General features: G+C 64.9%; 22 protein-coding genes. 11 read left to right on the forward strand and 11 right to left on the reverse strand.

What is annotated here, in order from left to right; genetic code table 11:
- Position 1 precedes the first annotated feature (1 nt).
- The gene (locus KTC28_RS05070) at positions 2 to 1,075 is read right to left on the reverse strand and encodes an LLM class flavin-dependent oxidoreductase (protein WP_255602283.1); all 1,074 of its coding nucleotides are present in this window, start codon (positions 1,073 to 1,075) and stop codon (positions 2 to 4) included.
- A gap of 164 nt (positions 1,076 to 1,239) precedes the next feature.
- Here KTC28_RS05070 and KTC28_RS05075 point away from each other — a divergent pair, with 164 nt between their 5' ends.
- Genes KTC28_RS05075 through KTC28_RS05100 form a run of 6 tightly spaced genes read left to right on the forward strand, consistent with a single transcriptional unit; the run spans position 1,240 to position 7,781 of the window.
- Entirely contained in the window at positions 1,240 to 1,896 is a 657-nt protein-coding gene (locus tag KTC28_RS05075; protein ID WP_223132292.1) for a TetR/AcrR family transcriptional regulator, read from the forward strand.
- Between the two features lie 60 nt (positions 1,897 to 1,956).
- Positions 1,957 to 3,072, forward strand: coding sequence for a Gfo/Idh/MocA family protein (locus KTC28_RS05080; RefSeq protein ID WP_216710584.1), 1,116 nt, complete (start codon positions 1,957 to 1,959; stop codon positions 3,070 to 3,072).
- A 5-nt stretch (positions 3,073 to 3,077) separates the two neighbouring features.
- Positions 3,078 to 4,136 carry a sugar phosphate isomerase/epimerase family protein gene (locus KTC28_RS05085; RefSeq protein WP_216710583.1) on the forward strand — a complete coding sequence of 353 codons (1,059 nt, stop codon included), beginning with the start codon at positions 3,078 to 3,080 and terminating at the stop codon, positions 4,134 to 4,136.
- Positions 4,133 to 4,756 (forward strand): gluconate 2-dehydrogenase subunit 3 family protein, encoded by a 624-nt coding sequence (locus tag KTC28_RS05090; RefSeq protein ID WP_216710582.1) that lies wholly within the window; start codon positions 4,133 to 4,135, stop codon positions 4,754 to 4,756. The genes KTC28_RS05085 and KTC28_RS05090 overlap by 4 nt, the downstream gene beginning before the upstream one ends.
- Positions 4,753 to 6,438, forward strand: a complete 1,686-nt coding sequence (locus KTC28_RS05095; protein ID WP_216710581.1) for a GMC oxidoreductase — start codon at positions 4,753 to 4,755, stop codon at positions 6,436 to 6,438. Before KTC28_RS05090 ends, KTC28_RS05095 begins: the two co-directional genes overlap by 4 nt.
- A gap of 32 nt (positions 6,439 to 6,470) precedes the next feature.
- On the forward strand, positions 6,471 to 7,781 hold the full coding sequence (locus KTC28_RS05100) for a glycoside hydrolase family 1 protein (RefSeq protein ID WP_216710580.1): 1,311 nt from the start codon (positions 6,471 to 6,473) through the stop codon (positions 7,779 to 7,781).
- A gap of 7 nt (positions 7,782 to 7,788) precedes the next feature.
- On the opposite strand, the gene KTC28_RS05105 is transcribed toward KTC28_RS05100, so the two are convergent.
- From KTC28_RS05105 to KTC28_RS05120, 4 genes are read right to left on the reverse strand one after another with little or no spacing between them, the layout of a single operon-like run.
- The gene (locus tag KTC28_RS05105; protein ID WP_216710579.1) at positions 7,789 to 9,372 is read right to left on the reverse strand and encodes a family 43 glycosylhydrolase; all 1,584 of its coding nucleotides are present in this window, start codon (positions 9,370 to 9,372) and stop codon (positions 7,789 to 7,791) included.
- On the reverse strand, positions 9,369 to 9,758 hold the full coding sequence (locus KTC28_RS05110; RefSeq protein WP_216710578.1) for a C-glycoside deglycosidase beta subunit domain-containing protein: 390 nt from the start codon (positions 9,756 to 9,758) through the stop codon (positions 9,369 to 9,371). Before KTC28_RS05110 ends, KTC28_RS05105 begins: the two co-directional genes overlap by 4 nt.
- A 12-nt stretch (positions 9,759 to 9,770) precedes the next feature.
- Positions 9,771 to 10,769 (reverse strand): sugar phosphate isomerase/epimerase family protein, encoded by a 999-nt coding sequence (locus tag KTC28_RS05115; protein ID WP_255602284.1) that lies wholly within the window; start codon positions 10,767 to 10,769, stop codon positions 9,771 to 9,773.
- Between the two features lie 5 nt (positions 10,770 to 10,774).
- Entirely contained in the window at positions 10,775 to 12,010 is a 1,236-nt protein-coding gene (locus tag KTC28_RS05120; protein ID WP_216710577.1) for an MFS transporter, read from the reverse strand.
- An 85-nt stretch (positions 12,011 to 12,095) separates the two neighbouring features.
- On the opposite strand from KTC28_RS05120, the gene KTC28_RS05125 reads away from it, so the two are divergent.
- Positions 12,096 to 13,565: an MFS transporter gene (locus tag KTC28_RS05125; protein WP_216710576.1), complete on the forward strand. Its 1,470-nt coding sequence runs from the start codon at positions 12,096 to 12,098 to the stop codon at positions 13,563 to 13,565.
- Between the two features lie 112 nt (positions 13,566 to 13,677).
- Here KTC28_RS05125 and KTC28_RS05130 read toward each other — a convergent pair whose 3' ends face one another.
- Positions 13,678 to 16,989, reverse strand: a complete 3,312-nt coding sequence (locus tag KTC28_RS05130) for a glycosyl hydrolase (protein ID WP_216710575.1) — start codon at positions 16,987 to 16,989, stop codon at positions 13,678 to 13,680.
- A gap of 164 nt (positions 16,990 to 17,153) precedes the next feature.
- Between KTC28_RS05130 and KTC28_RS05135 the strand changes: the two genes are divergently transcribed.
- Positions 17,154 to 17,531, forward strand: a complete 378-nt coding sequence (locus KTC28_RS05135) for a VOC family protein (protein ID WP_216710574.1) — start codon at positions 17,154 to 17,156, stop codon at positions 17,529 to 17,531.
- A 222-nt stretch (positions 17,532 to 17,753) separates the two neighbouring features.
- On the opposite strand, the gene KTC28_RS05140 is transcribed toward KTC28_RS05135, so the two are convergent.
- The gene (locus KTC28_RS05140) at positions 17,754 to 17,951 is read right to left on the reverse strand and encodes a hypothetical protein (protein ID WP_223132303.1); all 198 of its coding nucleotides are present in this window, start codon (positions 17,949 to 17,951) and stop codon (positions 17,754 to 17,756) included.
- Between the two features lie 45 nt (positions 17,952 to 17,996).
- Here KTC28_RS05140 and KTC28_RS05145 point away from each other — a divergent pair, with 45 nt between their 5' ends.
- The 3 genes from KTC28_RS05145 to KTC28_RS05155 all read left to right on the forward strand — a co-directional run bounded on the left by KTC28_RS05145 (position 17,997) and on the right by KTC28_RS05155 (position 21,973).
- Entirely contained in the window at positions 17,997 to 19,670 is a 1,674-nt protein-coding gene (locus KTC28_RS05145) for a GH35 family beta-galactosidase (protein ID WP_216710573.1), read from the forward strand.
- Between the two features lie 306 nt (positions 19,671 to 19,976).
- A complete protein-coding gene (locus tag KTC28_RS05150; RefSeq protein ID WP_255602287.1) occupies positions 19,977 to 20,495 on the forward strand; it encodes a flavin reductase family protein in 519 nt (172 codons plus the stop codon).
- Positions 20,492 to 21,973 carry a lipopolysaccharide biosynthesis protein gene (locus KTC28_RS05155; protein WP_255602288.1) on the forward strand — a complete coding sequence of 494 codons (1,482 nt, stop codon included), beginning with the start codon at positions 20,492 to 20,494 and terminating at the stop codon, positions 21,971 to 21,973. Before KTC28_RS05150 ends, KTC28_RS05155 begins: the two co-directional genes overlap by 4 nt.
- A 13-nt stretch (positions 21,974 to 21,986) precedes the next feature.
- Here the strand turns inward: KTC28_RS05155 and KTC28_RS05160 are convergent, their stop codons facing one another.
- Genes KTC28_RS05160 through rpe form a run of 4 tightly spaced genes read right to left on the reverse strand, consistent with a single transcriptional unit; the run spans position 21,987 to position 26,554 of the window.
- Positions 21,987 to 22,502, reverse strand: a complete 516-nt coding sequence (locus tag KTC28_RS05160; protein ID WP_216710571.1) for a CcdC protein domain-containing protein — start codon at positions 22,500 to 22,502, stop codon at positions 21,987 to 21,989.
- Between the two features lie 13 nt (positions 22,503 to 22,515).
- A complete protein-coding gene (purH, locus tag KTC28_RS05165; RefSeq protein WP_216710570.1) occupies positions 22,516 to 24,105 on the reverse strand; it encodes a bifunctional phosphoribosylaminoimidazolecarboxamide formyltransferase/IMP cyclohydrolase in 1,590 nt (529 codons plus the stop codon).
- 11 nt (positions 24,106 to 24,116) lie between these two features.
- Positions 24,117 to 25,895, reverse strand: a complete 1,779-nt coding sequence (locus tag KTC28_RS05170; protein WP_216710569.1) for a heparinase II/III family protein — start codon at positions 25,893 to 25,895, stop codon at positions 24,117 to 24,119.
- Positions 25,892 to 26,554: a ribulose-phosphate 3-epimerase gene (gene rpe / locus KTC28_RS05175; protein ID WP_216710568.1), complete on the reverse strand. Its 663-nt coding sequence runs from the start codon at positions 26,552 to 26,554 to the stop codon at positions 25,892 to 25,894. Before rpe ends, KTC28_RS05170 begins: the two co-directional genes overlap by 4 nt.
- Positions 26,555 to 26,587 lie beyond the last annotated feature (33 nt).

Consider the following 26,587-nt stretch of genomic DNA (forward strand, 5'->3'; position numbering starts at 1 on the left):
CTCATGCCGCCTTGTTCAGCGCGGGCATGACGTGCGCCGAAAGCAGGTCGAGGGTCTGGTTGCCCAGTCGCAGCCGTTCGTCGGTCAGCGGGCCGGTCGTGGTGCCGCACAAAATGTTGCCAATCCCCAACTCGGCATAGGGCTTGAGGTGCTTGATGACTGTCTCGGGACTTCCATACAGGCACCAGGTGCCGATCCAGTCGTCGGACAGCGCATTCGGCGTCCGGTCGGTCTTCTTGTTGGCGCTATCGGCCTCGGCCCGCGCGTTGAATGCCGCCTCGCGCTCGATCGCATTCTGGTAACTGTGCAGGATGGTCATCAGTTCGTCGCGTGCCTGCTCGTCGGTCTCAGCGACGTGGACGACCTGGTAGGTGTGGGTGGTCCACGACAGCGCATCGGCAACGACCGCGTCCGAATGACCGGCGTCGTCGAGCATGGCGCGGTAGGCGTTGAAGTATTTGGTGACGTGCTTCAACGGTTCGGTGCCGCCGATGTTGGGTGGCGTGAAGGCCGGAATGAAAGCGGGCCAGCCGTTTTCTGCGGCGCGGCGCGCGCTCGATTCCTTCATGGCAACTGGCATCAGTCTCGCGTGGCCCGCCGTGAACGAAGCCGGCGTGATACGCTGGAGAACGCGGCCCTTGTACGGTCCGTTGGCGATCTCGACCGCTGGGTCGTCGACCCCCTTCGCCCAAAGCTCCTCGGCAATCGCGAGGTTGCGTTCGGAAATTGCCCCCGCATCTCGGTAATCGACACCAAAGCCGATCATTTCTTCAGGCGTGGTGCCGCTGCCGATGCCGACCAGCAGCTTGCCCTCGGTCAGTTGGTCGAGGATGTTGATCCGCTCGGCGAAGCGCACCGGGTGGTGGAGCGGCACCGAAGTTACCGAAAAGCCGAAGTGCATGTGCGGTAGCTTGGCGGCGAGATACGCCGCGAACATATAGCTGTCCGAGGCGATCGGCATGTAGCCGTTGAAGTGGTGATCCGGCATGAAGATTGCGTCGAAGCCGCGGTCGGCCGCGTGTGTCGCATGAGCCACCAGCTGCTTGATGAGCGCGCGATCTTCTTCGGGTGCCATCGAACGGGCGTTTAGGAATACCGAGAACCGCATACACTCTCCCCCTCTGTCATTCCGCGCTTGAACCTTGCAGAAGGCCGCGCCATTGTAGATTCCGAACTAGAACGGCAATTCTGTTTTGTCCAGTGCCTTTCCGCGGCATTCTTATGGGGGTGCGCGTCGCCATGAATATCCAGGCATCGGTCAATACTGTGCGCGTCCCCCAGCAGGGACGAAGCCGCGCCTCGTTCGAGCGGATGCTGGTGGCTGCCGAGGAATTGATGGCGGAGCGCGGCACCGACGACTTCACGCTCAATGAGGTCGGCAAGCGCGGCAAGGTTTCGATCGGATCGATCTATTGCCGTTTCGACAGCAAGGACGACCTCGTCCACGGCGTCCAGGCGCGCGTGCTCGAGCGGGTCAACCGCGAGCAGCTGGAATTCGTCGAGCGTGCTCGAGCGGAGACGTCGGATCTAATCGTTCTGGTCGAAAGACTGGTGGAGGGTACCGCCGAGACCCTGCGCCGATTTGCCGACGTCATGCGTCCGTTCATGCTGCGCGCTAGCACCGATCCCGTTGTCGCTTCACTCGGGAAGGCGCGCTATGCCGAGGTCGCCAATGCCGTGCAGTCGGCGCTGCTCGACTATCGCTCGGAGATCCGGCAGCCCGATCCCGAGCGCGCCGTGCAGTCTTCATACCGGATCCTGTATTCGGCGATCGCGCGCTACCTTGGCTTCGGTTCGTCGATGGGGTCCGCTTGGGACGGCGATTGGGAGGTCTTGAAAGAGGATCTGGCGCGGATGATCGCGGCCTTTCTGACAGCACCGGCCGCTATTCCTTGACCGTACTCTCGACTTGAGCGTATCAGAACGGTAATTCTGAAAACGCTCTTGGGGAGTGATATGCGGCGCCTGCGCATGGGCATGATCGGCGGCGGCCCCGGTGCATTCATCGGCCCGGTCCACCGGATCGCGGCTGAACTCGATCGCGAGATCGAACTCGTCGCCGGCGCGTTCAGCAGCAACGCGGGTCGCTCCTCAGATGCCGGAAAAAGCTACTGCATCGATCCGACGCGCGCGTATCCCGACGTCTCGACGATGCTCTCGGCCGAGGCTGCCCGCGGCGACGGGATGGATTTCGTTACCATTGCTTCGCCCAACGATCATCACCTTGCTGCAGCGCGCGCCGCGCTCGGCGCGGGCATCCCGGTGCTGAGCGACAAACCTGCCACGGCGACATTATCCGAGGCGAGGGAGCTGGCCGCCATCGTCGCTCGCTCCGCCGTGCCGTACGGCCTGACCTATACCTATTCGGGATATCCGCTCGTCCGCGAGGCGCGCGCCCGGATCGCGGCCGGTGACCTCGGTATTATTCGCAAGGTGGTCGTCGAATACCAGCAGGGCTGGCTGGCGCACGATGCCGCCGGCAAGCAGGCCGAATGGCGCCTCGACCCTGCGCGGGCAGGAGAGGGGGGCGCAATCGCGGACATCGGTGTCCACGCCTTTCATCTCGCGGAATTCGTCACCGGGAGGCGGGTTACGCAATTGCTCGCGGACCTCGCCGCAGTGGTCCCCGGCCGCTCGCTCGACGACGATTGCCAAGTGCTGCTGCGCTTCGACAACGGCGCACGCGGCGTGCTGATCGCCTCACAAATAGCGCTCGGCGAACGCAACGGGTTGCGCTTGCGCGTCTACGGCGACCGCGGCGCGTTGAACTGGCAGCAGGAATCGCCGAACGTACTGGTGCTCCATCATCTCGATGGCCGGACCGAGCTGATCCAGGCGGGTGACACAGCACTTAGTGACGACGCGCGCAGGGCCAGCCGCACTCCGGGCGGTCATCCGGAGGGCTATCTCGAGGCCTTTGCCAACCTTTACCGCGATTTTGCCAGGCAGCTTCGTGGCGAAGCCGGCAGCCTCGTCCCCGGGATCGACGATGGCCTGCGCGGCATGGCGTTCATCCATCTCGCCGTTACCACCAGCCGCGACCGCGCAGGCTGGACCCAATTCGAGGTTTGACAACGATGCGCACGATCAAAGGTCCAGGACTATTCCTCGCGCAATTCGTGGGCGACGCGGCACCGTTCAACACGCTCGAAGGCATCGCCACATGGGCTGCCGGCCTAGGCTATAAGGGCGTCCAGATTCCCAGCTGGGACGCGCGGCTGCTCGATCTCGCGTGTGCTGCCGAGAGCAAGACCTACTGCGATGAAGTCGCCGGAATGCTTGCCGATAAGGGGCTCGCGGTCACCGAGCTGTCGACGCACCTGCAGGGGCAGCTCGTTGCCGTGCACCCCGCCTATGACGCCCAGTTCGATGCCTTCGCGGCCGAACACGTGCGCGGCAACCCGTCGGCGCGGCAAGCGTGGGCAGTCGACCAGCTGAAGCTGGCAGCCCGCGCCAGCGCCAATCTCGGGTTGTCGGCGCATGCGACGTTCTCGGGCGCGCTGGCATGGCCGTATCTGTACCCGTGGCCGCAGCGACCGGCGGGCCTTGTCGAGGACGCTTTCGCTGAGCTGGGGCGGCGCTGGCGGCCGATCCTCGACGCTTTCGACGCGGTCGGGATCGACCTCGCTTTCGAAATTCATCCCGGTGAGGATCTGCACGACGGGGTGACGTTCGAACGCTTCCTGGCCGAGGTCGGCGGCCATCCGCGTGCGAACATCCTCTATGATCCGAGCCATTTCATGCTGCAGCAGCTCGATTATCTCGCCTTCCTCGACATCTATCATGACCGGGTGAAGTGCTTCCACGTCAAGGACGCCGAGTTCCGTCCGTCGGGACGCTCCGGAGTCTATGGCGGCTATCAGTCGTGGGTCGACCGGCCGGGGCGATTCCGCTCGCTCGGCGACGGCCAAATCGACTTCACCGGCATCTTCTCGAAGATGGCGCAATATGACTTCGCCGGCTGGGCCGTGCTCGAATGGGAGTGCGCCCTCAAGCATCCGGAAGACGGCGCCGCCGAAGGTGCGCCCTTCATCGCGAACCACATTATTCGGGTAACGGAGCACGCGTTCGACGACTTCGCCGCCGGTGGCAGTGACCGCGCCCTCAATGCGAAGCTGATGGGCATCGGCCGGTGATCGGGAGCTTCGATCGGCGCGAAGTCATCGGTGCGGCAGTGCTTGCGGTCGCGGTCATTGGCGTGTCCGCCGCGGTGGTGCGGTCGAAGCGGGCGCCTGAAAGCGAAGCGCCGACGGAGCGTCAGCTGGCGGTGGCGAGGCAGGTCGCCCAAGTGCTTATCCCGCGCACCGATACGCCGGGCGGGGCGGATGTTGGAGCGGACAAATTCCTTGTCCTTGCGCTCGCGCACGGGCTCGACGGCACGCGCGGACCCGACGCCGGCGGAGCGATCCAGGGCGCGACGGTGCGTTATCGCCGCTCGGACGGCTCGCTGGATCACCTCGCTTGGCTCGAGCGCGAACTCGACGACCGGTCTCAGGGTAATTTCATCACGGCACCGCTCGCGCGCCAGCAGGCGGCGCTCCAGATGATCGACAAAGCAGCCTTTGCCACGCATCAGACGACCGGCCCCTGGCCGAAGATCAAGGGCCTGCTGTTGACCGGCTATTATACCTCGGAAGCCGGCGGCTCTAAGGAATTGAACTACGAGCTGGTGCCGGGGCGGTTCGACCCCGACCTGCCACTAAAGCCCGGGATGCATGCCTATTCGAGCGACTGGACCGCGGTGGAGTTTGGATGATGGCTGAATTCGATGCGATCGTCGTGGGCTCGGGCATCACCGGCGGGTTTGCCGCAAAGGAACTGACCGAGGCCGGGCTCAAGGTCTTGATGATCGAGCGCGGCCCGAAGATCGAGCACGGCGCGGGATATGTCACCGAGACCCTGGCACCGTGGGACCTGCCGTTCCGCGGGCTTGGCGACGCCGAGCGCTACGAACACGTCTATCCCGTGCAGATGAAAAACCGGCATTTCACCGAGTTCACCCAGAACCATTTCTGCCGGGACGACGAGAACCCTTATACCACGCCTGCGGCCGGTGAATTCACCTGGTTCCGGTCGTACAACCTCGGCGGCCGCTCGCTGACCTGGGGCCGGCAATGCTACCGCTGGTCGGACTACGACTTCGGTGCCAACAAGCGCGACGGTATCGGCACCGACTGGCCGATCCGCTATGCCGAACTTGCGCCATGGTACGATCGTGTCGAGGAATTTGTCGGCGTCTCTGGCGCAGCGGAAGGTCTCCCTCAGCTTCCTGACGGCCGCTTTCAGCCGCCGATGGCGCTCAATGTCGTCGAGCAGCACGTCCGCGACGGCATCAGCAAGCGGTGGCCCGACCGTCGCTTGACCATCGGCCGAACTGCCAATTTGACCGTGGCGAAGGATGAGCGAAGCGCGTGCCAGAACCGTAATATCTGCGCGCGCGGCTGCTCGTACGGAGCGTATTTCTCGACGCAGAGTGCATCACTTCCCGCCGCGATGAAGACCGGACTGCTTACGGTCGTGACCGACAGCGTCGTCGAGGCAGTAGATTATGACCCCGCCACCCGGCGCGCTACTGGCGTGCGTTACCTCGACACCGCAACCAAGCAGCACAAGCGGGCGACGGCGCGTGTCATTTTTCTGAATGCCGGCGCATTCAACACCAATCACATTCTGCTGCGGTCGCACTCCGAGGCGATGCCCTTCGGCCTCGCCAACTCGAGTGGCGTGCTCGGCACGCACATCATGGATCATGCGACGTCCCTGTCCGCGATAGCGATCATGCCTGGCTTCGAGAAGCACACCACCTTCGGCAACCGCCCGACCGGCATCGTCATACCGCGTTTCCGCAACCTCGACGTGCTCGACGGCAACGGCTTTACCCGCGGCTACTCGTTTCAGGGCGGTGCGGTGCAGAGCACCTGGACGCAGGGCAAACGGGAGGCCGGGATCGGGCACGACTTCAAAGCGCAGCTGCGAACACCGGGCGAGTGGAAGGCAATCTTCGTCACCTTCGCCGAGTCGATGCCGCGCGCCACCAACCGCCTGACTCTCGATCCCGCGAAGACCGACGCCAACGGTGCGCCCGCGCTCAAGATCGCCTTCGAACACGGCAAGGAAGAGCATGCTGCACTAGCCGATGCGAAGGCGGAAGCGGCAACGATGCTGAGCGCGGTCGGCGGCCATGTCGTGATGGGGATGGATCAGCCCGGCCCCGGCGGCTCGGCGATTCATGAAATGGGGGGCGCGCGCATGGGGTTCGACCCGGCGACATCGGTGCTCGACCGCTGGAGCCGCGCCCACGACGTCGCCAACCTGTTCGTCACCGACGGCGCACAGATGAGCTCGTCGGCGTGTCAGAATCCGTCGCTGACCTATCTCGCGCTCACCGCCCGCGCCTGCGACGCCGCGGTTTCGATGCTGCGAGCCGGGAAAATATAGGGCCGGGCCGCCGGGCCCCTCGGAGAATAACGATGATTCACCGCCGTACCCTGCTCGCCGCGAGTGCCGCTGCGCTATCCAGCCCCGTTCTTGCCCGGCCCGCCAGTGCCGGCTTTCCCAAAGGCTTCCTGTGGGGTGCCGCGACCGCTGCGCATCAGGTCGAAGGCAACAATGTCAACAGCGACATCTGGCTGATGGAGCACGTCACCCCGACCGCCTACGCCGAGCCCTCGGGCGACGCTGCCAACAGCTTCTTCTTATGGCCGGTCGACCTCGACCTGGTGAAAGGCATGGGGCTCAACAGCTACCGGTTCAGTCTCGAATGGGCGCGGATCGAGCCTGAGCCGGGACAGTTCTCGGTCGCCGTGCTCGACCATTATAAGGCGATGATCGAGGGCTGTCGGAGCCGCGGCCTGACACCCGTCGTGACCTTCAACCATTTCACCACGCCGCGATGGTTTGGCGCCATGGGAGCCTGGATGCATCCACGGTCGCCCGACCTGTTCGCGCGCTTCTGCGACCGCGCTGCGCGTCATCTGGCGGGGTCGATCGGCTATGCGACGACGCTGAACGAGCCAAACCTGAGCGGCGTCCTCGCCGACGTGTTGCCGCCCGGCGTCGGCGCGCGGCTGATGGCGACAGATCGTGCGATGGGCGAAGCGGCCGCCCGGGCGACCGGCTCGGCGACTTTTGCTGCCGGTAACTCGCTATGGATTGCCGACGTGCCGCGCGTCCAAAGCAATATGCTTGCTGCCCATCGCGCCGGACGCGCTGCGATCAAGTCGGTGCGACCCGATCTGCCGGTCGGTGTGAGCCTCGCAATTATCGACGATCAGGCAATCGGCGCGGACTCGATGCGCGACCGGATGCGCGCGAAACTCTACGGCGCGTGGCTCGAAGCCGCGCGCGGTGACGATTTTGTCGGTGTCCAGAATTACGAGCGATCGGTGTGGAACGCTCAAGGCAGGCTGCCGCCACCCAAGGACGCTCCAACCAACGACATGGGATCGGAGATTTATCCGCCTTCGCTTGCCGGTGCCGTGCGCTACGCCAACGCCATCGCGGGCGTGCCGGTCATCGTCACCGAGCACGGCATCAACGCGGCAGACGACACGCTTCGCGCCCGATTTATTCCGGCCGCCCTTACCGAGCTGAAGAAAGTGATTGATGATGGCGTGCCGGTGAAAGGCTATATGCACTGGTCGCTGATTGACAATTTCGAGTGGGTCTTTGGCTATAAGCCGAAATACGGACTGCATAGCGTCGACCCGGTGACTTTCCGCCGGACCGCCAAGCCGAGCGCCGCGGTGCTCGGCGGCATCGCGCGGCGCAACGCTGTATGACTCCAGTTCAGTCGAGCGCGCGGTAGCGGAAGTCGCGAAAATGCGCGCTGCCGCCGCCAGCCGCGAAAAGGGCAGGGCGGAGCTGGGCGAGGTCGTCCATGGTGTTGGCGTTATAGCCCGACACCTCGCTTCGCACGCCATGCCGGGTCCAGGACTTGCCATCGCGGCTGTAATAGAACGTCACGATCTGGCGTTCGTTGACGATCCTCAGGTGCAGCCGCCGTACGGCCGGGGCCGGCTCCTGCCAGTAACTCGACTTCCCGCCGCGGTAGGAGGTCATGCGGGTGCCATCGATGCCCATGCCGAGGAACAAGCGATCGTTGTAGAACAGCAGCAGGCCACCCTGCGCCGTGCCTTCGATCTCGCAGTCGACAATGACCTCATAGGCATGGTCGCCAACCACTTGGGTCAGCGGCGAACAGTCGTTCGGACCAGTGCCCTTGCCGGCCAGCGTCAGCGTTCCCCGGTCGACGCGGGCACGCCCGACCTCGTCCGGACCGGCGCCGTAGAAACTCCAGCGCGTCCCGAATGCCGGTTTTGAAAAGTCGTCCGACCCAGCCAGTCCGTGCGGCCCGGCAACGCCGCGGGGGCGGGGCAGCGGATTGGACAGGTCACCTCCGGTGGCGTGGAACCAGCCGTCGGCTGACCACGCGATCGGCTCGAGAAGCGTCTGCCGCCCGAGCGAGCGATAGCCATTCTCATAACCGTGATAGATCAGGAACCAGCGCCCATCAGGCCCCTCGACACAGGTCGCGTGGCCCCGTGACCACCAGCGCTCGGCTTCGCTCCAGGTACGAACGATCGGGTTGTGCGGGCAATTTTCCCATGGGCCATTGAGCGTCCTGGCGCGGGCGGCGATGACCATGTGGCCGGTTGGCGGACCGCCGGTGCCGCCGACCGCGCTTACCAGATAGTGCCAGTCACCGCGCCGGAAAAGCTTGGGGCCTTCGAGTGCATAGGCCTCGGTTACCCAATCGTCCGGGTAGTGCCAGCCGTCGTAGACCTTCTCGACCGCGCCGACCGTCGACAGGCCATCGGGCGCGAGCCGCACGCGATTGACTCCCGACAGGAAAAGATAGCGCTGACCATCGGTGCCGACCGCATGTCCCGGGTCGATCAGGTCGCCAATCTTAAGATCAATCGGGTCGCTCCACGGCCCGTGCATCGAAGGCGCATGGATCACGAAGATGTTCGCGAAACTCGCGAGCGGCGCGGACCATGCTGCCTTCATGAACGGGATGTAGATGAAGTAGCGGCCGTCATGCTTGACGAGGTCGACTGCGAAAACTGTGCCAAGCGGCCGCCGCAGCGCCGGGCCGACCGGCGTCCAGTTCACCAGATCGCGCGAATGCCAGATTAGCAAACCAGGCGATGCGTCGAACGACGAGTGGGTCATCCAGTAATCGTCGCCGTCCTTCAGAACCGACGGATCGGGATGGTCGCCGGCAAGAACCGGGTTGAGATAGTCGCCATTGCCGAGATCTGGAGTGCGCTGACCCTCGATCCCGGCACCAGCCTGCCTGGCCATCGCCGGGAGCGCCGCACCGCCCGCAAGCGCCAGCATGAGCACCTCGCGACGCGACGTGCTCATGCAGCGAGGGTCATAGTCTTCGCGTCGGCGTTGATCGCCGGGAACGGCAGGTAGGAAACGCGCAGCCGCTCGCTGAGCGTCAGGCTATGCGACCCGGGAGCAAGTGGCTCTGACTGAACGACACTTATCGTCGCGATGCCACCGAACTTCCAGCGGCGGTCGTACGCAGTTTCCATCTCGGCGAGTGTCAACGGTACCGCCCCGCCGCCCCCGGTCTCATCGAAGCGGATTGCCTCCCGCGGGACCGGCTGCTGGTCGATTGTCACCGCAATGTCCTCGATCATCGAAAGTCCGAGGCCGCGGTAATAACCGAGCCGCGCGTCGAAAGTGAAACCGTCGGCCGTTGCGCGCAAGCTGTCTTCAACGATCAGGTATTTGTCGAACATCGGATGATCCTTTTAGGAAACGGTCGTGCGCTGGCCGATCAGGCGCTCGAACATCGCGTGCTGGCGGCGGACCTGCTCGCGGCTGTCGACGGGCTCGACGTCTTGGATCCAACGGTTTCCCTCATATTCGCTCGACAGGTAGCCGTCCCAGCCGGCGGCCGCGAGTACCGGGATCACCTCGTCATAGGCGATCGAGGGATCGGTGCAGTCTGGCGACATCTCGTAAAACTTCGCCTGGATGTGCCGGAAATACGGGACATATTCGGCCAGCCGCTTGGGGTTCGCATAGGGTGCGTGGCGCAGCGTCTCGGCCATGGCGATCTCGGCCTTGTTGCCGCCCATCTTCACCGCAACCTCGTAGATGGTATATTCGGCGAAAATCTTTTGCTCGTGGTTATCGACAATGAATTGCGCAATCTCGGGCCTCGCGCCCTGACGCTCGAAACGGGCCCTGAACGCCGGCGGGTAGTGCTTCATAAAGATACCCATGTCGGGCAGGATGCCGAGATGTTTCGTGCCGAGCCGGTCGGCAACATCGATGGTGCGCAGGATCCAAGCGTGCTCGAGATGCCACGGCGCGTGGACCTCGACCCCCATGTGGACATCGAGCTGTTCGGCATAAGGCACGCACAGTTCGAGGATTTCGGGGCGCACGAACACCAATATGCGCATGTTGCGGATGCCAAGACGGTTACACAGCGCGAGGTCGCGCCGGATCGAGTCGACCTGCTCCGCATCGGTCATCAGCCGATCCTTGCGCACCTTGGTGTCGAGGAACATGTCGTAGCAGCTCAGCTCGCAACCATGCTTGGCGACGGTTTCCTGCCACCACGCGACCTCCGCATCGGTGATGTTCGGGAAGCTCGGCATGTTCTGCTCGGGCAGAACCTCGATGCCGGTCGCGCCGATGGACGCAGCAAAAGTGATCGCGTCCTCGACCGACATCTGCTGGAGGAAGAATTCCTCCTGAAAGCTATAGAGACTGACGCCCCGCTTAATCTTGGATTGCATCGTTTTTAGGCCTCGGTGAGGTGTGGAGATTTGCGCGACACCGCCATCGCGATACCGACGACGGCACCGATGAGCCCGAGTATCCCGGCGGCAAGGAACGCGGCCTGCATCGTGCCCGCGACACCGTGAACGATGCTGACGAGGAGGGGGCTGGCGAACTGTCCGAAGAAGAAGCACGCGGTCCACACGCCCATGCCACGGCCGCGATGCTCGAAAGGCAGCTTCGTCTGCGCCCAAGCGATCAAGGTCGGGATCGTCATGCCGGCACCGGTCTGCTGGACGATGAGGCCCGCAACCATCCATTTCCAATTGGGCGCAAGCCCGATGATCATCAGCCCGGTGCCGAGGAGCCCGAAGCAGGTCGCGATCTGAAGCTGCTGGCGGGATCGGCCCATGAGCCAGAACAGACCGGCACCGGCGATGATGAAGAGGCTAGGGAGAGCGGTGATCTTGCCTAGTTCAGCTGACGACTGCACTCCGACCTCGCGGAAGGCGACCCCTCCGTTGACGATGAACACATAATACAGGATCGCCGCCGCCAGCGTCACCGCGCCGATCTGCACGACGCCCGACCAAGAAAAAGGCGAGCGCGCGACGGCACCATTGGCGCTGTCGATACCGAGCATTTTGCGCGCTGTCGCGTCGCTTGCGGGTTCGTAGAGGTAGAAAACCATCGCGCCGAAAATAGGCAGCGCGACGAGGTAGATCAGGAAGACACCGTTCCAGCGTACCGCTGTCAGCATGCCGGCAAAGTAGATCATCGCGGCTGCCAAGAGCGGACCGATCGAACCCTGCAGGGCAAGCCAGCGACGACGTCCGCCGGCATCCCAATAGTCGCCGATCAACGTGTTCAATGTCGTCAGGATCGCTGCCTCGGTTGCGCCGAGCAATATCCGTGAACCGTAGATCGCATTGAGATTGTTAAGGAAAAACGGGATCACGCCGATCAGCGCATAGAAGAATGTCGAAAATAACAGCAACTTCCGTCGTCCGAAGCGGTCGACGAGGATACCCGCGAAAGGTGCAATAGCGGCGATCGCGAGCCCAGGCGCCGAAACCATTGCCGGGACCTTCCAGCTCGCTTCTGGATCAGCGGCAAAGTGATCGATAATCGACGGTACCGCCGGAAAAAGCGTGACGATGGCGAGGATAGGCAGAAAACCTGCGGCGATGACCGTCATGCCCTGAGCAATGCCGGGCTGACGTCGATCAGGCGCCGCTGTGTCGGCCGAAAATTCCATGATCTGTCTTCCCAAAGCGCAAGCTTATACTGCCGCGTCAAATTAGAACTGTTGTTCTGAAACTAGTATCGTTATGCAGGCTGGCATGTCAAGCGATGCCGCTCAAGAGACCTCGACCGCCAACTCGCCATTCGGGGCGGTTGGCGTCGCGGTACTCAAGGGATACCGCAGACGTCTGGCTTTCGCGACGGTGATGCTCGCCTTCGTGTTGGAGATTGTCGATACGACGATCGTCAACACCGCGCTTCCGGCGATCCAGCGCGGGCTTGGTGCGAGCGAGGGTGCAGCCCAGTGGATCGTTACCGGCTACTTCCTGATGTTTGCGGTGTTCCTCGTAGCCGGCGGCCGGCTCGGTGATCTTTATGGATACCGTCGGCTGTTTCTTTTCGGGGTCGCGGGGTTCACGGTCGCGTCGCTCGCTTGCGGACTGGCCCCGGATGCCACGACGCTGATCTTGGCGCGGTTCGTCCAAGGGGGCGCGGCCGCGATCATGGCTCCCCAAGTGATCGCGCTGGTCCAGTTGATGTATTCCCCACTCGAGCGCGTCGCGCGGCTAGCTGTTTTCGGGCTCGTCGGCGGTCTCGCGGCAATCGGCGGCCCGATCCTTGGCGGGCTGCTGATCGCAGCAAACGCGGCGGGCCTAGGCTGGCGCGCTGTATTCCTGATCAATCTGCCGGTGGGCTTTGCCGCGCTAGCAGCGGGATTTTGGCTGCTGCCAAGCGGCCGATCGCCTCGTGCGCTGCGCCTCGATCCTCTCGGCACGGCACTGCTTGCGGCTGGGTTGATCGGCATGCTGGTCCCGGCGATCGAAGGACGCGCTCGCGGCTGGCCGTGGTGGTGTGCGGCGTTGCCGGTCGTCGGGGGAGCGCTGATGTATCTTTTCTGGCGGCATTCGGTCCGCCGCACTGCGCTAATCGGATCGGCCCTAATCGCGCCCGAACTGTTCGTGGCACCGACATTCCGGATCGGCCTGTCGATGACCGTTCTGTTCGGCACTGCGACAAACGGGTTCCTGCTGGTGCTTAGCCTCATGCTCCAGCACGGGCTCGGCATGACGCCGCTGGATACGGCATTGCTCCATATGCCCTTCGGGCTCGGAGTCATGGCAGGTGTTGCCTTAATCGGACCCAAGGCCTTACCCCGCATCGGCGCACGATTGGTAATTGCTGGTGCGGCGACAATGGCGCTGGGCCTGATCGCCGTCTCGATGGCAGTCGCGCTCGCGCCGATGCCTGGGTTCATCGCGACCGCGCTTGCGCTGGCTGGGATCGGCATGGGCTGTATCGTCGGTCCGCTTGGCCCGATCACGCTGGCACGAGTCGACCGCGGCCATGCCGGTGTCGCGGGTGGAATGCACAACGGTGCGCAGCAAATCGGCGGTGCACTTGGAGCGGCAGTGGTCGGGACAGTGTTTTTCTCTGTGTTCGATCACACGGGTGCGTTGCACGCGTTCGATGCGGCGGTGGTGCTGGTGATCATTCTTCTTGCAGCCGTCGCGCTTTTGGCGTCGTCCTTACCAAGCGCAATCTTTCTGCGTGAAACGAGCGTCCACTAGCCGCGGGGCTGCAGCTAAGCCGCAACCCGCTATCGGTAGTTCTTGAAGATTGATTGAAGGATAGTCTGCTGACCGTGGCGGCGGGGAATATCTGTCCGTTCGCGCCGCTTAATTATTTCTGGTCGAGTGCAATGAGCCGGACAGGCCCTAGCAATCCGGATGGACGAAGTGGTGCGCTGGCAGAATAGGTCGACCCGGTCGTGTGGGTGATTTGTCGTGCGCCTGGCTGGGCGTCGCCGATCAGCCGATTAACCCACAGGTTCGCGACGCGGATTGCAATTCGGTTGGTGCCGGCGTGAAGAAACGGTGTGATTTCGGTTTGATACGGCGGCCGCCAAGCTGTCCCGGCCCGTCGACCATTGACCGACACCTCGGCGATGTCGCGGACTTCGCCGAGGTCGAGCATGATCCGCCGAGCTTTCGATAGTGTTGCCTTCGTCACGGTAACTGCGTTCGTATAAGTGCCAATTCCCGAAAAATAGCGCACGCCGGAATCTGTCGATGCGGTCCAGGATCCTAGATTAGTAGGGTGGCGGCCAGCAGGGGCCCCGCGTCCTGCAGCCAAAGTCAATTGCCAGTTTTTCCCGAGGGCGGCGATCGTTCTGGTCGAGGCGACCGGTATCGTGACCGATTTGATCGTCGTGAGGCGGCGCAAGACTATAAATACCGCGTCACCGGGTGCGAGATCGAGAGGGATCAATGTCCTCGCGCCGGCGACTCGATACGAGACCGCCTCCTTCTGCGCGTCGTCCGCTCGCCATAGTTCGGGGACCCGGCCGGCGACACGGAGGCTTAATTCGCCAGCTTCCCGCCGGGCCCGCCGATTGACGACGTAATAAAGCTCGCCGTCATCGAGCTTGCGGTGGATCACCGCCAGCCGCGCATCCGAGTTGCCCGACCAGCGCCAGTCACGGTCGAGATCGAGCGCACCCAAGGCTGTTTTCACGTCACCGTCGCCGAACAGGAAGCCGCGCCCGACAGAACGTTGGCCTGTTGTACCCGGAGGACCCCAGATCTCAGTAGTTTCGCGCGCGACCGCCGCATCATCATCTGAAAGACTTGGCGAGCCGAGCGGCCGTGTTCCGACGACGGAGGCACCCGCCGTCAGGAGCTCATGAATCCGGCGCAGTGTCGCTAGTGTCATCCGTGAACTGCTGCCGCCGAGTTGAAGCAGCCGGTAGCGCAATCCATTCGGCGTCACGAGCGCACCTTGGTCGACGTGCAAGCGTGTCGCCAGCGCCTCGGTATTCAAGAAATCAACCCCGTATCCATCCGGCAAGTCGCGCGGCATCGCGTCGCCATAGAGACCGGTGATCGGGGATTCCTCACCGTAGAAATAGAGGATATCGGCCGCGTGCCGACCCTGCTGGAGCAAAAACGATCCCCGCGCGAGGTAATCAGTCCACGCTCGAGCCATCGGAGCCCACGTCTCGTTGCGCGTAAAATACTGGCCGAGAAATGGAGCCAGCGCGATGCCGGGCGCGGCATCCACAAGCGGCTGGTGCGCAGAGGTGTGAATGACGATCAAATTCACGCCAAGCGCCATCTCGAGGTCAGCGGTTGCCTTCAAATCAGATGGCGCAAACGCCCACGGGCTACCGAACGCCGTAAACGATTCAGCGGCCACAACCGGCTTACCGTAGAGGTTTGCAACCGATGCTGCGCCGGCAATGTCGGCCACGAAGGTCGCTTTCGGTTCTCCCCCCGGCGCAAGGGCCCACATCGCCGCCATCGGCACGTCAGCGCGGGCGCGCATAGCCATGTCATCGCCAAGTTGCGGCCGGTGGTCCTCGAGCGCCTCCGCGTAATACGTTAAGCCCCGATGTAGTGCCGCAGTTCTGAGGGTCGCATAGTGAGCGTCAGCGTAGAGTTCGGCGATGGTTCGCCGCCAGTCCCACAAGAACCGCTCGCTTTCCGCAGTATTGCCGACGACGACGCCCGTCAAAGCCGCTAGCCAGGGCGTCGGATCATAGCCCCGACGCTGCCGAAACTGAGCGGGCAGCGTTTCGGTCCATGTCTGTGGACCTGCTTCGATGCTGTCGCTCAGGAGCCCAGTCACTCCCGCAGGCCGCAACGGTCCACCAAGCGCATTCTCATACAGACCAAGGTAATGGTCGGAGTAAGCGGCTACGCGCCCTGCATCGAGTTTATCAACCTCGAGCCCGGTCGCTTCGTCGGGCGCGGGGCCATTGCGATGTCCAGTCAGAGACCAGCCCAGTCGCAAAACCGTCCACTGCCCGGTCGGGGGCGTCCAGTCGAGCGTTCCATCTGTCTGCATCCGCTGGGTCAGGTCGATGATCGTTCGCGGATCGACTCCCGATGCTGCTGGCTCAAGGACGGCATCGTAATTAAGCAAAGTCGCAAAACCAGCCTTCTCTTCGGCCGCCGACAGCCTTGGTGCAGGATCGAGCATGACCTCGGAAACCGCATAAGCGAGTGGCGGCGGCGGGCCAAACCTGGGCATTAGTGCGCCAGCAGCTGGTGGCGCATCGACTACGGGCGCAGACGCGTCGGGCTCGAAACGGATGCGGAACCAGCGCGCGGTTTCGGCGGCGAACCCGACGGAACGCACTGGCGACCCGCTTGGCGGCAGTGCAGCCAATCGGCGGAAGACGTGGCCGTCATCACTTGCCTCGACGAACGCGAGCGAGGGCAAAGGCGTGCCAAATCCGCGAGGGCCCGGCATGCCGACCGCAGCGGAGCGGATCGTTACGGGCTTGCCGAAATCATAGAGTAGCCAGGCAGTTGGATCAGTTGGCGTATACGGCAACGACATGGCCTGTCCCCAAGCGCCATCGCTTAACAGCGCGGCATCGACCGATCCACGACTTGCTGTCACCTGTACAGCTGTGGGGCGCGGTGCAGTTCCGCTTCGAAAGGCAATCACTGCCGCGTCACCATATAGCGCCGGCCCTGCAGCCATGCCCGGCTCCACCACGGTGAGCGGGACGTCTTGATAAGGGCCAGCGATCATTGGAGGATTGGCAAGCTGGGCGTGGAAGCGCCGGCCGCCGTCGATGTGCGTCTCGCTCCAGACCAACTTCTTCATCCCGTCAACCGGGGTGACCCAGGGGCCTCCGGTGGCGCTCCATCCGGGTGAGGCGGCGATCGTCAGATCAAGCCCTAGCATTTTCGCTGTTGTGGCGCTGGTGCGCAAAGCCGCCGTCCATTCGGAAGACATGAACGGTGCGGGCTGGGCGACCACGAGCGGGGTACCTAGGCCGGCCTCGAACATTTGTACGCCGCCGACGCCGGCTTCGGACAACCATTCAAGATCGAGCTTGGCTCCTTCGGCCGACACGTTCCCGTTCATCCAGTGCCACCACGCCAGCGGACGCGCGTTTTTGGGCGGGTGGAGGAACCCGTCAGAGAGCAAATCGGCAGCCAAAGTCGGGGTCGGGTCGGCAATCGCGAGAATCGTCAACAATGTGAGTCGAACGAGCATGCCTATCCGTGTAAGCCCAATAGAATATCAATTCTAGTTCGATCGACAGACGGATCGCGACCCTCCTCCGTTTCACGGCGTAGCATTCCGGAAACAGGCCGGGGGCCGCAAGCTTGAGCGTGAAAGTAAATGTTAGGCAGTATATGACGATACTCGGCATCGACCACGTCAACATTATCGTCCAAGATCTGGCTATATCGGCGCGGTATTACGCCGACGTGCTGGGGCTCGATCCGAACGATCCACCGGCGCCGCACAGGCCAGACGAACTTCAGTGGCTTCACGACGCGACCGGGCGGCCGGTCATTCACCTTCGAGTGCGGCCGGGCAGTTACAGTGTCGGCACCGGAGCGATCGATCATATCGCCTTCACCTGCCGCGATTATCCTGCGGCAATCGCCCGGCTCGAGCGGCACAGCTTGCCTTATACAACCGACGAAGTCGCCTCGATTGGCCTTCGCCAGATTCGTGTGACCGATCCCGACGGTGTCGAACTCGAGCTTAATTTCTCTGACGCCTAGCCGCCTGCCTGTCGCGCCAAGTGTATTGCCTGATATGAGGCTCACGATCGATGCAGTTTCGATCCATCGTTTAAACCTGCGGCGGTGACAGGGTCAGTCGCGGCCATCAAGGATGGCTTTGGACATCAGTTTGAGCAGCATCAATCAGAGTGGCTCATCTCGGTAGTTTGTTAAACGACAGTATGAAGCGGATTTCCCGCATCCATGGCGACCATATTTACATCAAATTAGTCTACTCGTCGGTCCACCTTCCGCCGAAGACCGTCTTAGCTGCATGAGATGACATCGAGCGCGTATGGCACCCGCATCGGTTGCCAGGATCGCCGATCGCGCATCCCAAAAATCCTGTGAGCCGAGTGCCTCCTGCGTTGCTTCGATCGTCGGCTCGTCTTCTTCGACGAAAACTTTCCTCGCTAAAATAGAACAGCCGCTCTAGTCATAAATGAAGTTTGGGGAGGATAACCGATGCGTCGGCTGCGACAGTCGCTGTTCAGCGCCGCAACCTTGGTCGCGGCATGCGGTGCACGGGCCGGCGACCTCCCGGTTATCAAGAACAGGCAGTTGCTTGTCGAGGGCAAGCCATTCCTTGCGCTCGGCGGCGAGTTGCATAACTCAAGTGCCTCCAGCCCGCAGTATATGGAGCTCATCTGGGACAAGCTTCAGCGGATGCATGTCCGCACTGTCATCGGAACGGTCAGCTGGGAAGACGTCGAGGCTATCGAGGGCAAGTATGATTTCGCCGCGGTAGATGCCCAGATCGCTCAGGCCCATCGACGTGACATGCGCCTTGTCCTGATCTGGTTTGGCGCATTCAAGAATGCCAGTTCGACCTACGCACCCAGCTGGGTGCGCCGTGACCTCGCCCGGTTCCCGCGTGCCGTCGCGAACGGGCAGGCAAAGGAGGCGTTCACCTATAAGGGCGCCATGCCGAAGCCCGTTCTATCGGTCTTCTCCCCGGATCTCATGAAGGCCGACTGTGCCGCGTTCGTAGCTTTGATGACGCACCTCGCGCGGGTGGATGCCGACCACCGTGTCATCATGGTGCAGGTCAACAACGAGAGCGGACTGCTCCGCGACAGCCGCGATCGGTCGCCCTTGGCAGAAGCGGCATGGCGGCAGCCGGTGCCGTCGTCGCTGACCCGGTATCTCGCCGCCCATAGCTCCCAGCTAAAGCCTGAACTGGCCGAGGTATGGACCCGGCAGGGTCGTCGTATGACGGGGACCTGGGCGGAGGTCTTCGGCACCGACTGGCAAGCCGACGAAATCTTTATGGCCTGGCACTTCGGGCGATACATGGAAGCGTTGGCAGCAGCCGGCAAGAAAGCACTCGCGTTGCCGATGTACACCAACGCGTGGCTCGGCCCTCAGCCGGGCCAGCCAACTGCCGGCCTCTACCCCAGCGGCGGTCCCGCCAAACGCGTGCTCGACATCTGGAAGGCGGCAGCGCCGTCACTCGACCTGCTGGCTCCCGATATCTACCTTCCGAACGCTAAGGTGCCGCTTGCCGACTATGATCATGCGGGCAACCCGCTGTTCGTTCCGGAGAGCCAGTTCAAGACCGGTGACATGTTCTGGGCGCTGGGGCAGCATGCCGCTCTCGGCTATGCGATATTCGGCATCGAGGATGGGCGTGCCGACGGGCAGCTTTCGCAAGCGTTGGCTATACTAAACCCGATGACGGCGGTGATCGCCTCAGCCCAGGCCGAGGGGCGCATTGCGGCAATCCTGCTGGATGACGGGAAACCCGCCGAGTTGAAGCTTGGGGGCTACACGGTCGCGATCCAGCAATCGCAATCGCTCCTGAAGCAGATGTTGCTGGACGTAGGCTTGCAGGCGCCGCCGCCGCCTGCGCCGCTGCCCAGCGAGACGGACGGACCCGGCAGCCGCCCAGCTCCGGGTGACGGTCGACCGTTTGGGCTCGTTATATACGAGGGCCACGACACCTTTCTGCTGCTCGGCAAAGGGTTCACTGCTGACTTTTCCAAGAACGGCCGCTTGGCCGAGGTGGACCGGGTCGAAGAGGGGAAAATTGACGATGCGAACTGGACGACGACACGGGTCCTGAACGGCGATGAGCGCCTGAGTGTTATCCCGGATGACCACATCGTTCTTGTGCGCATTCGGTTGCTGCCAGGCTGACGCCACGACGGCATGGCTCCACTTCTCCGTTATCATCCTTAAAAAGCGGCCGCCTAATTCGCGAGGAGCTCGATATGGGGTTCGCCTTCATTGCGAAGCACCGGTGTCATGGCTTTGTGAGGCGCTCGGTGTCTCGCTCAGTGGCTTCCATGCCTTACTGGTCAGTCGAGCCGCGGCTTTTCTCGGCAACGCGGTGCCGCTGATCACTTTCCGCCTGCGACTTTGCCGCCACAACACCGGTCGGAAGGCTCGGCGATGCGCGCCGGTAGCGTTGACGTCGGCCCCAGTCCGGCTAGGGATGCCCGCGTGACAGCCCTGCCCCACCGCGACCCCGACGAGCACGACCCGAACGACGCGCGGCGCTTGCGCGATGCGTTCGGCGCCTTTGCCACCGGCGTGACTGTCGTCACGACGCGCGGGCCCGACGGCAACCGGGTCGGGTTGACTGCGAACAGCCTGACGTCGGTCTCGCTCGATCCGCCATTGCTGCTGTTCTGCCCGGCGCGGACGGCGTCGGCGCTGCCGACCGTCGAGGCGTCGCAGCGTTTTGCGATCAATGTCCTCGCGGCCAACCAGCAGGCGGTTGCCGACCGATTTGCCCGACGCGACGTCGACCGCTTTGCCGAGGCGACGTGGGAGGATTGGGACGGGCTGCCGATCCTGACCGGGGCGCTGGCGAACTTCGCCTGCACGATGTTCGCCGACCACGACGGCGGCGATCACCGCGTCATCATCGGGCGGGTCGAGCGCCTGCGGATGAACGCCGAGCATGATCCCCTGCTGTATTTCCGCGGGGCGTATCGACGGGTCCACGTGCCGACGTGAAGCCGGGCGTCATCGCCGATCCCCCGGGCAGCACCGCCGTCGCGGCCGACGACACCGCGGTCCTCGCGAGCGGCGGCCGGACCAGCTTCGGCGGTTTCCTCCTGCGGCTCCTCGCGCGGATGCCGTTCCTGTTCATCGCCGGGCGGCTCTACGGCAGCGGCGAGGTCGGGCGCTTCGGCTACGCGATCCTCGTCGTCGAACTGACCGCGCAGCTCGCGACACTCGGGCTGAAGCGCGGCCTCGCCGAGGAACTTGCGCAGGAAAAGGACCCGCACGCCAATACCGTCGCCGACGCGCTGCTCCTCGGCGCGGTGCTTGCGGCCGCCGGGGCGGTGCTGTTGATGGCGCTGCCGGCGCTCGTCTTCCCGGCGGGCGAGGTCAGCGCGCTCGATCATTTTTTCCCGCTGATCGCGCTCGCGGTCGCGGCGTCGGATATCAGCCTCGCCGGCCTCGCCTTCCGCCACGACATTGCGGCGCAGGTCCGGGCGCGGTCGATCATCGAACCGTGGACTTTGACACTGATGGCGGTGCCGGCGTGGTATTTGGTCGGCAAGAGCGACGGGCTGCTCGTCGCCTATGCCGCGTCGATGCTCGCGGCGGTCGCGGCGTCGCTGATCCCGTGCATCCGCACCTTCGGCTGGCCGCACCGCTGGCGGCCGTCGTTCGCGAGGTTGATCGCGCTTGCACGGGCGAACGCCCCTCTCGCGGGGGCCGACGTCGCCGACTGGGGATCGCGGCGGCTCGACTTCTTCCTCCTCGGCCGCTTCGCCAGCGCCGAGGTCACCGGCATCTATTTCGTCGCGCAGAATATCGCGTCGCTCGCCGCCAAGCTCAAGAACAGCTTCGACCCGATCCTCGCGCCGCTGCTGACGACGAGCCTTGCGCGCGGCGACACCGAAGCCGTCGCGGGGCATGTCCGCCAGGTCGCGTTCTGGATCCTCGCTGCGCAGTTCGCCGTCGTCCTCGCGCTCGGGCTGACTGCACGGGCGTCGATGGGGCTGTTCGGTCCGGCGTTCGCCAACGGTGCGGTCGTGCTTGCGGTGCTCCTGACGGTCGAGCTTCTCGCCAGCCAGGGTGCGGTCGCCGAAGCGGCGCTGATCTATGTCCGGCGGCGGACCAACCTCGCGATCGCGGTCGCCGGGCTTGTCGTCCAGGCGGGGGTGACGCTGGTTTTCGTCCAGCGCTATGGCGCGCTCGCGGCGGCAGGCGGGCTCGCGGTGTCGGTCCTGCTCGTATCGATGGCCAAGTCGTGGCTTTTGCGGCGCGAACTCGGAAGCCCGGTGTCGGGGTGGCGGATTGCGCTGATCCTCGCGGCTGTACCCGCATTCGGCGTCGGACTCGGCGTCCAGCATCTGCCCGAATGGGCGCAGCTCTCGGTCGGGCTGGTCGCGATCCTTGGCACCTTCGGCGGGCTGGTCTGGTGGCTCGGCTTCGGACCGAGCGACCGCCTGTTGTTCAAGCGGCAGCGCGCCGACTAGGTACTGTCGCTGATCAGGACGGCATGGCGACCGCGGTCCCCGACCGGATCAGCCGCTGCCCGCGGACGAACATCTCGATCCGGCCGCCGACGATCAAGCCGACCGCGAACAGCAGGAAACCATCGGAGATCGTCCCCGCATCGATCCCCGTCGCCGACCCCGCCAGCGCCATGCGGAGCAGGCTGCGCCCGGCGAACAGCGCGACAAGGACGACGATCGCGACGATCGACGGCTCGGTGACGACGGTGCCGCTGGCGGCGTCGAAGCTCATCGGCACCGTCCGCGCGCGGAACCACCCGGCGACCAAGCCCACCGCGAGGGCGATGGCAAAGGCGGCATAGGTCAGCGGGTGGAACGCGGCATGCGGGGTGTAATACAGCCCCGAGCCGATGAACGCGGTCATCAGCACCGGCATGATCCACAGCCGCTCGATGCGGATGCGCTGCGGCTTGCGGCGGCGGATCACGAGCACGCCGATGATCACCAGCGGGATCAGGATCGGGAAGACCTGGTTCGGGTCGAAGTGCATCGCGTGGCCCCCTTTAGTGCCGGAAGTGCCGCATCCCGGTAAAGACCATCGCGATCCCGCGCTCGTCGGCGGCAGCGACCACCTCGGCATCGCGGATCGAGCCCCCCGGCTGGATCACCGCCGTCGCCCCGGCCTCGGCAACCGCGATCAGGCCGTCGGCGAAGGGGAAGAAGGCGTCCGAGGCGACCGCGCTGCCGATCGTCCGCGGCTCGGGCCAGCCCGCGGTGGCGGCGGCGTCGCGGGCCTTCGATGCCGCGATCCGGGTCGAATCGACCCGGCTCATCTGCCCGGCACCGATCCCGGCGGTGCTCCTGTCCTTGGCATAGACGATGGCGTTCGACTTGACGTGCTTGGCGACGGTCCACGCGAACTTGAGGTCGGCGAGCTCGGCGGCGGTCGGCTGGCGCTGGGTGACGATCTTGAGCATGTCGTCGGTGAGGGTGCCTGAGTCACGCTCCTGCACCAGCACGCCCCCGGCGATGATCTTCGTCGTCAGGCCGCGCCGCGCCGGATCGGGCAGGTCGCCGGTCAGCAGCAGGCGGAGGTTCTTCTTGGCGGCGAACACCGCCCGCGCCGCATCGTCGGCCCCCGGAGCGGCGACGACCTCGGTGAAGATCTCGGTCATCGCCCGCGCGGTCGCCTCGTCGAGCGGACGGTTGACCGCGATCACCCCGCCGAACGCCGACACCGGGTCGGTCGCCAGCGCTGCTTGATACGCCTCGAGCAGGGTCGCGCCAGTGGCGACGCCGCACGGGTTGGCGTGCTTGACGATGACCACGGTCGGCGGGCCGTCGCGGAACTCGGCGACGAGCTCGAGCGCGGCATCGGCGTCGTTGAGGTTGTTGTAGCTCAGCTCCTTGCCCTGGACCTGCTCGGCCTGGCCGATGCCGCGTGCTGCCGGTCCGACGGGCACGTACAGCGCGGCCGACTGGTGGGGGTTTTCGCCGTAGCGGAGCGTGTTCACCAGCCGGCTCGCCATGATGCGGACAGCCGGGAAGGTCTCACCCTGGTCGACCGTGCTGAACCAGTCGGCGATCATCGCATCGTACGCGCCGGTCGCGGCGAAGGCGGTCGCGGCGAGGCGCTTGCGCGTGGCGAGGCTGGTGCTGCCGCCGGTCGTGTCGAGCTCGGTGATCAGCGCGTTATAGTCCTGCGGATCGGTGACGCAGGCGACGAAGCCATGGTTCTTCGCTGCCGAGCGGATCATCGCCGGGCCGCCGATGTCGATATTCTCGATGACCGTGTCGCGGTCGGCCCCCTTCGCCACCGTCGCGGCGAACGGGTACAGGTTGACCACCGCAAGGTCGATCGGGGCGATGCCGTGGGCCGCCATCGCCGCAAGATGGTCGGGGGCGTCGCGCAGCGCGAGCAGGCCGCCATGGACCGTCGGGTGGAGCGTCTTGACCCGCCCGTCCATCATCTCGGGGAAGCCGGTCAGGTCGGCGACCTCGGTTACGGTCAGCCCTGCCGCGCGCAGTGCCGCCGCCGTGCCGCCGGTCGAGACGAGCTCGACGCCGTGGCGGGCGAGCGCGGTGCCGAGGTCGACGAGCCCGGTCTTGTCGCTGACCGACAGCAGGGCGCGGGTGATCTTGATCGTGTCCATAAATTCCTTGCTCAGCGTCCGGCGCGCTTGAACGACCAGTTGATGCTCGCCGCGCCCGTCGCCGTTGTCGTGCCGCTGATGACGAGTTGCCGCGTCGTTCGCGGTGCGCCGTCATGGTCGATCCAGACGCTTTCGTCGACCGTCAACGGGCCGCCGCGGGCACGGACCTGCCAGACGCGCCCGTCGGTGAGCTTGAGCAAGGCCGCCTGGCCGTCGGCGGTCGGGGTCACTTCGATGCCCGGACCGAGATGAAAGCGGACGTCGAACGCGGCGCGCGCCCCGCGTCGCCGCAACCGCCGTCCGGGGGCGGGCTCGATGATGTCCTCGCCGCGCAGGTCGCTGCCGTTTGCCGACAGGAACAGCCGTCGCCGGTGATGGACGCCGAAGCGGCGGACATAGCCGTCGTGGGCGAGGTCGAGCCAGATGCCTTCCTCGCTCTCCTGCCGGTTGACGACGACCTCCTCGACCCCGCGGCCGAGTGCACCGTCGGGGCGGATCCGCGTCGAATTGCTGTCGGCGAGGACCAGCGTCGAATGCGCCGAAGTGGTCCGCAAGGCGGCGGCAAGCGCGACCGGAAGCGGAAGGGGAACGCTGCTCCCGCCGCAATTGACGATCAGGCGGCTGGCCCCGTCGGACAGTTCGAAGGCGAGCGTCCCGGCATGCGCGCCGGCGGCGGCGCGGGCCTGTGGCGGCGGCGCGGCATCGACGACGATCAGCGTCTTGCCGGCCGAGAGGCGTTGGTAGCCGCCGAAGCTCGTCGACCGGCTCGGGCGCGGCATGATCCCCGATCGCGCCATCGCATGGTCGATGCGCCCCGGTTTCGCCGCCGCGCCGCCGTGCCAGGCGCCGACGCCGCCGTCGCCCATGACGATCGACTTGAGCGCCGGGACCAGCCGCTCGAACCCGGCGAGGACGGCGGCGGGGGGCTTGCGGCCGCGCGCGGCGTAGGTCGACTGGACGAACAGCAGCAGTTCGAGCAGCTCGAGCTGGGTGATCGGCGAACGGTCGGCGGTTGCGCCGTCGGGCAGGACGACCGCATCCAGCGCGCGCTCGAACAGCGTCTCGGCGCGTGCCAGCCGCGCCTCGACCCCGGGAATGACGAGCCCGGCGACGATCAGCCCCGCCGCCGCCGTCACGCGCGCCGGTCCCTCGGGCAGCCGGTCGATCGCGCGGTCGAGGTGGCGGGCCCAGCGGGCGAGGGCGTTCAAAACCGCCGAGCGGTAGACGAGGTCGGGCGACGACAGGATGTATGGCGCATAAGCGGTCCAGAACATCAGCCGCAGCGCGAGCAGGTCGGGGCGCCACGCGGTCGCGTTGAAGTCGTTGTGGTCGGCGAGCCAGCGCGCGACGAGCGGCTCGGCGACGGCTGACCCGGTCCGGCGATCAGCGACGGCGGCGAGATCGCGGAGCCAGACGAAGCTGTGTGCCCAGTCGCGCCACGCCGCGGGGGCTCCCGGATCGGCGAAGTGGACGGTTTTCGCCGGGGCGTTATGGCCGGCGAAGGCGAGCCGCCCGCGGACGATGCGCTCCCCGGCGGCGACGTCGCCCGGGACCGGGTCGGCGGGAACCGCGAGCAGCTTCAGGGGGAAGCGCCCGCGCAGGCGGATGCGGTGGAGCGCGGTGCGGTAGCTCAGGCGGTGCAGCCCCGCAGTGACGCGCTCGGCGAGCGAGACGCCCTTGTCGCCGTCGACGCGGACCAGCCGCTCGCTCGGTGTCGGCTCGGCATTGGGGGTGAACAGGTCGGGTTCGCCGGGCGGCGCGTCGGGCGGCGGCTTCGCCTCCGTCGTCATGCGGCGCGGAGCCGGGCGATGTTCGCCGCATACTCGCCCGGGCCGCCGCGGAAGGTCGCGGTCCCGGCGACAAGGACATCGGCGCCGGCGGCGATCGCCTGCGCGGCGGTGACCGGGTCGATGCCGCCGTCGACCTCGAGGTCGATCGTCCGCCCGGTCTTGTCGATCATCTTGCGGATCGCCTCGATCTTGCGGAGCTGGTTGCTGATGAAGCTCTGCCCGCCGAAGCCGGGGTTGACGCTCATGACGAGGACGAGGTCGATGTCGTCGATAACATAGTCGAGCATCTTCGCCGGGGTCGCCGGGTTCAACGAGACGCCGGCGCGCTTGCCGAGGCCCTTGATCCGCTGGATCGTCCGGTGGAGGTGCGGCCCGGCTTCGGGGTGGACAGTCAATATGTCGGCCCCGGCTTCGGCGAAGGCGTCGAGATACGGGTCGGCGGGGGAGATCATCAAATGGACGTCGAACGTCAATTTAGTGTGTGATCTTAAGGCCTTGACCACAAGCGGCCCGATCGTGATATTGGGCACGAAATGGCCATCCATGACGTCGACATGGATGTAGTCGGCCCCGGCGGCGTCGAGCGCGCGGACTTCTTCGCCGAGCCGCGCGAAGTCGGCGGATAGAATCGAGGGGGCAATACGCACCGGCTGCTGCATGATTTCCTCTAACAGCGCCTCGGCTTAGCCGAA

The sequence above is a fragment of the Polymorphobacter megasporae genome (assembly GCF_018982885.2).
GTDB classification, from domain to species: domain Bacteria; phylum Pseudomonadota; class Alphaproteobacteria; order Sphingomonadales; family Sphingomonadaceae; genus Polymorphobacter_B; species Polymorphobacter_B megasporae.

Coding starts and splice junctions, on each gene's coding strand:
- KTC28_RS05105 (WP_216710579.1), bottom strand. CDS start 9,372: ATGAGCACGTCGCGTCGCGAGGTGCTCATGCTGGCGCTTGCGGGCGGT.
- rpe (WP_216710568.1), bottom strand. CDS start 26,554: ATGCAGCAGCCGGTGCGTATTGCCCCCTCGATTCTATCCGCCGACTTC.
- KTC28_RS05115 (WP_255602284.1), bottom strand. CDS start 10,769: ATGCAATCCAAGATTAAGCGGGGCGTCAGTCTCTATAGCTTTCAGGAG.
- KTC28_RS05075 (WP_223132292.1), top strand. CDS start 1,240: ATGAATATCCAGGCATCGGTCAATACTGTGCGCGTCCCCCAGCAGGGA.
- KTC28_RS05120 (WP_216710577.1), bottom strand. CDS start 12,010: ATGGAATTTTCGGCCGACACAGCGGCGCCTGATCGACGTCAGCCCGGC.
- KTC28_RS05145 (WP_216710573.1), top strand. CDS start 17,997: ATGCGTCGGCTGCGACAGTCGCTGTTCAGCGCCGCAACCTTGGTCGCG.
- KTC28_RS05095 (WP_216710581.1), top strand. CDS start 4,753: ATGATGGCTGAATTCGATGCGATCGTCGTGGGCTCGGGCATCACCGGC.
- KTC28_RS05170 (WP_216710569.1), bottom strand. CDS start 25,895: ATGACGACGGAGGCGAAGCCGCCGCCCGACGCGCCGCCCGGCGAACCC.
- KTC28_RS05085 (WP_216710583.1), top strand. CDS start 3,078: ATGCGCACGATCAAAGGTCCAGGACTATTCCTCGCGCAATTCGTGGGC.
- KTC28_RS05125 (WP_216710576.1), top strand. CDS start 12,096: ATGTCAAGCGATGCCGCTCAAGAGACCTCGACCGCCAACTCGCCATTC.
- purH (WP_216710570.1), bottom strand. CDS start 24,105: ATGGACACGATCAAGATCACCCGCGCCCTGCTGTCGGTCAGCGACAAG.
- KTC28_RS05110 (WP_216710578.1), bottom strand. CDS start 9,758: ATGTTCGACAAATACCTGATCGTTGAAGACAGCTTGCGCGCAACGGCC.
- KTC28_RS05070 (WP_255602283.1), bottom strand. CDS start 1,075: ATGGCACCCGAAGAAGATCGCGCGCTCATCAAGCAGCTGGTGGCTCAT.
- KTC28_RS05160 (WP_216710571.1), bottom strand. CDS start 22,502: ATGCACTTCGACCCGAACCAGGTCTTCCCGATCCTGATCCCGCTGGTG.
- KTC28_RS05100 (WP_216710580.1), top strand. CDS start 6,471: ATGATTCACCGCCGTACCCTGCTCGCCGCGAGTGCCGCTGCGCTATCC.
- KTC28_RS05135 (WP_216710574.1), top strand. CDS start 17,154: ATGACGATACTCGGCATCGACCACGTCAACATTATCGTCCAAGATCTG.
- KTC28_RS05080 (WP_216710584.1), top strand. CDS start 1,957: ATGCGGCGCCTGCGCATGGGCATGATCGGCGGCGGCCCCGGTGCATTC.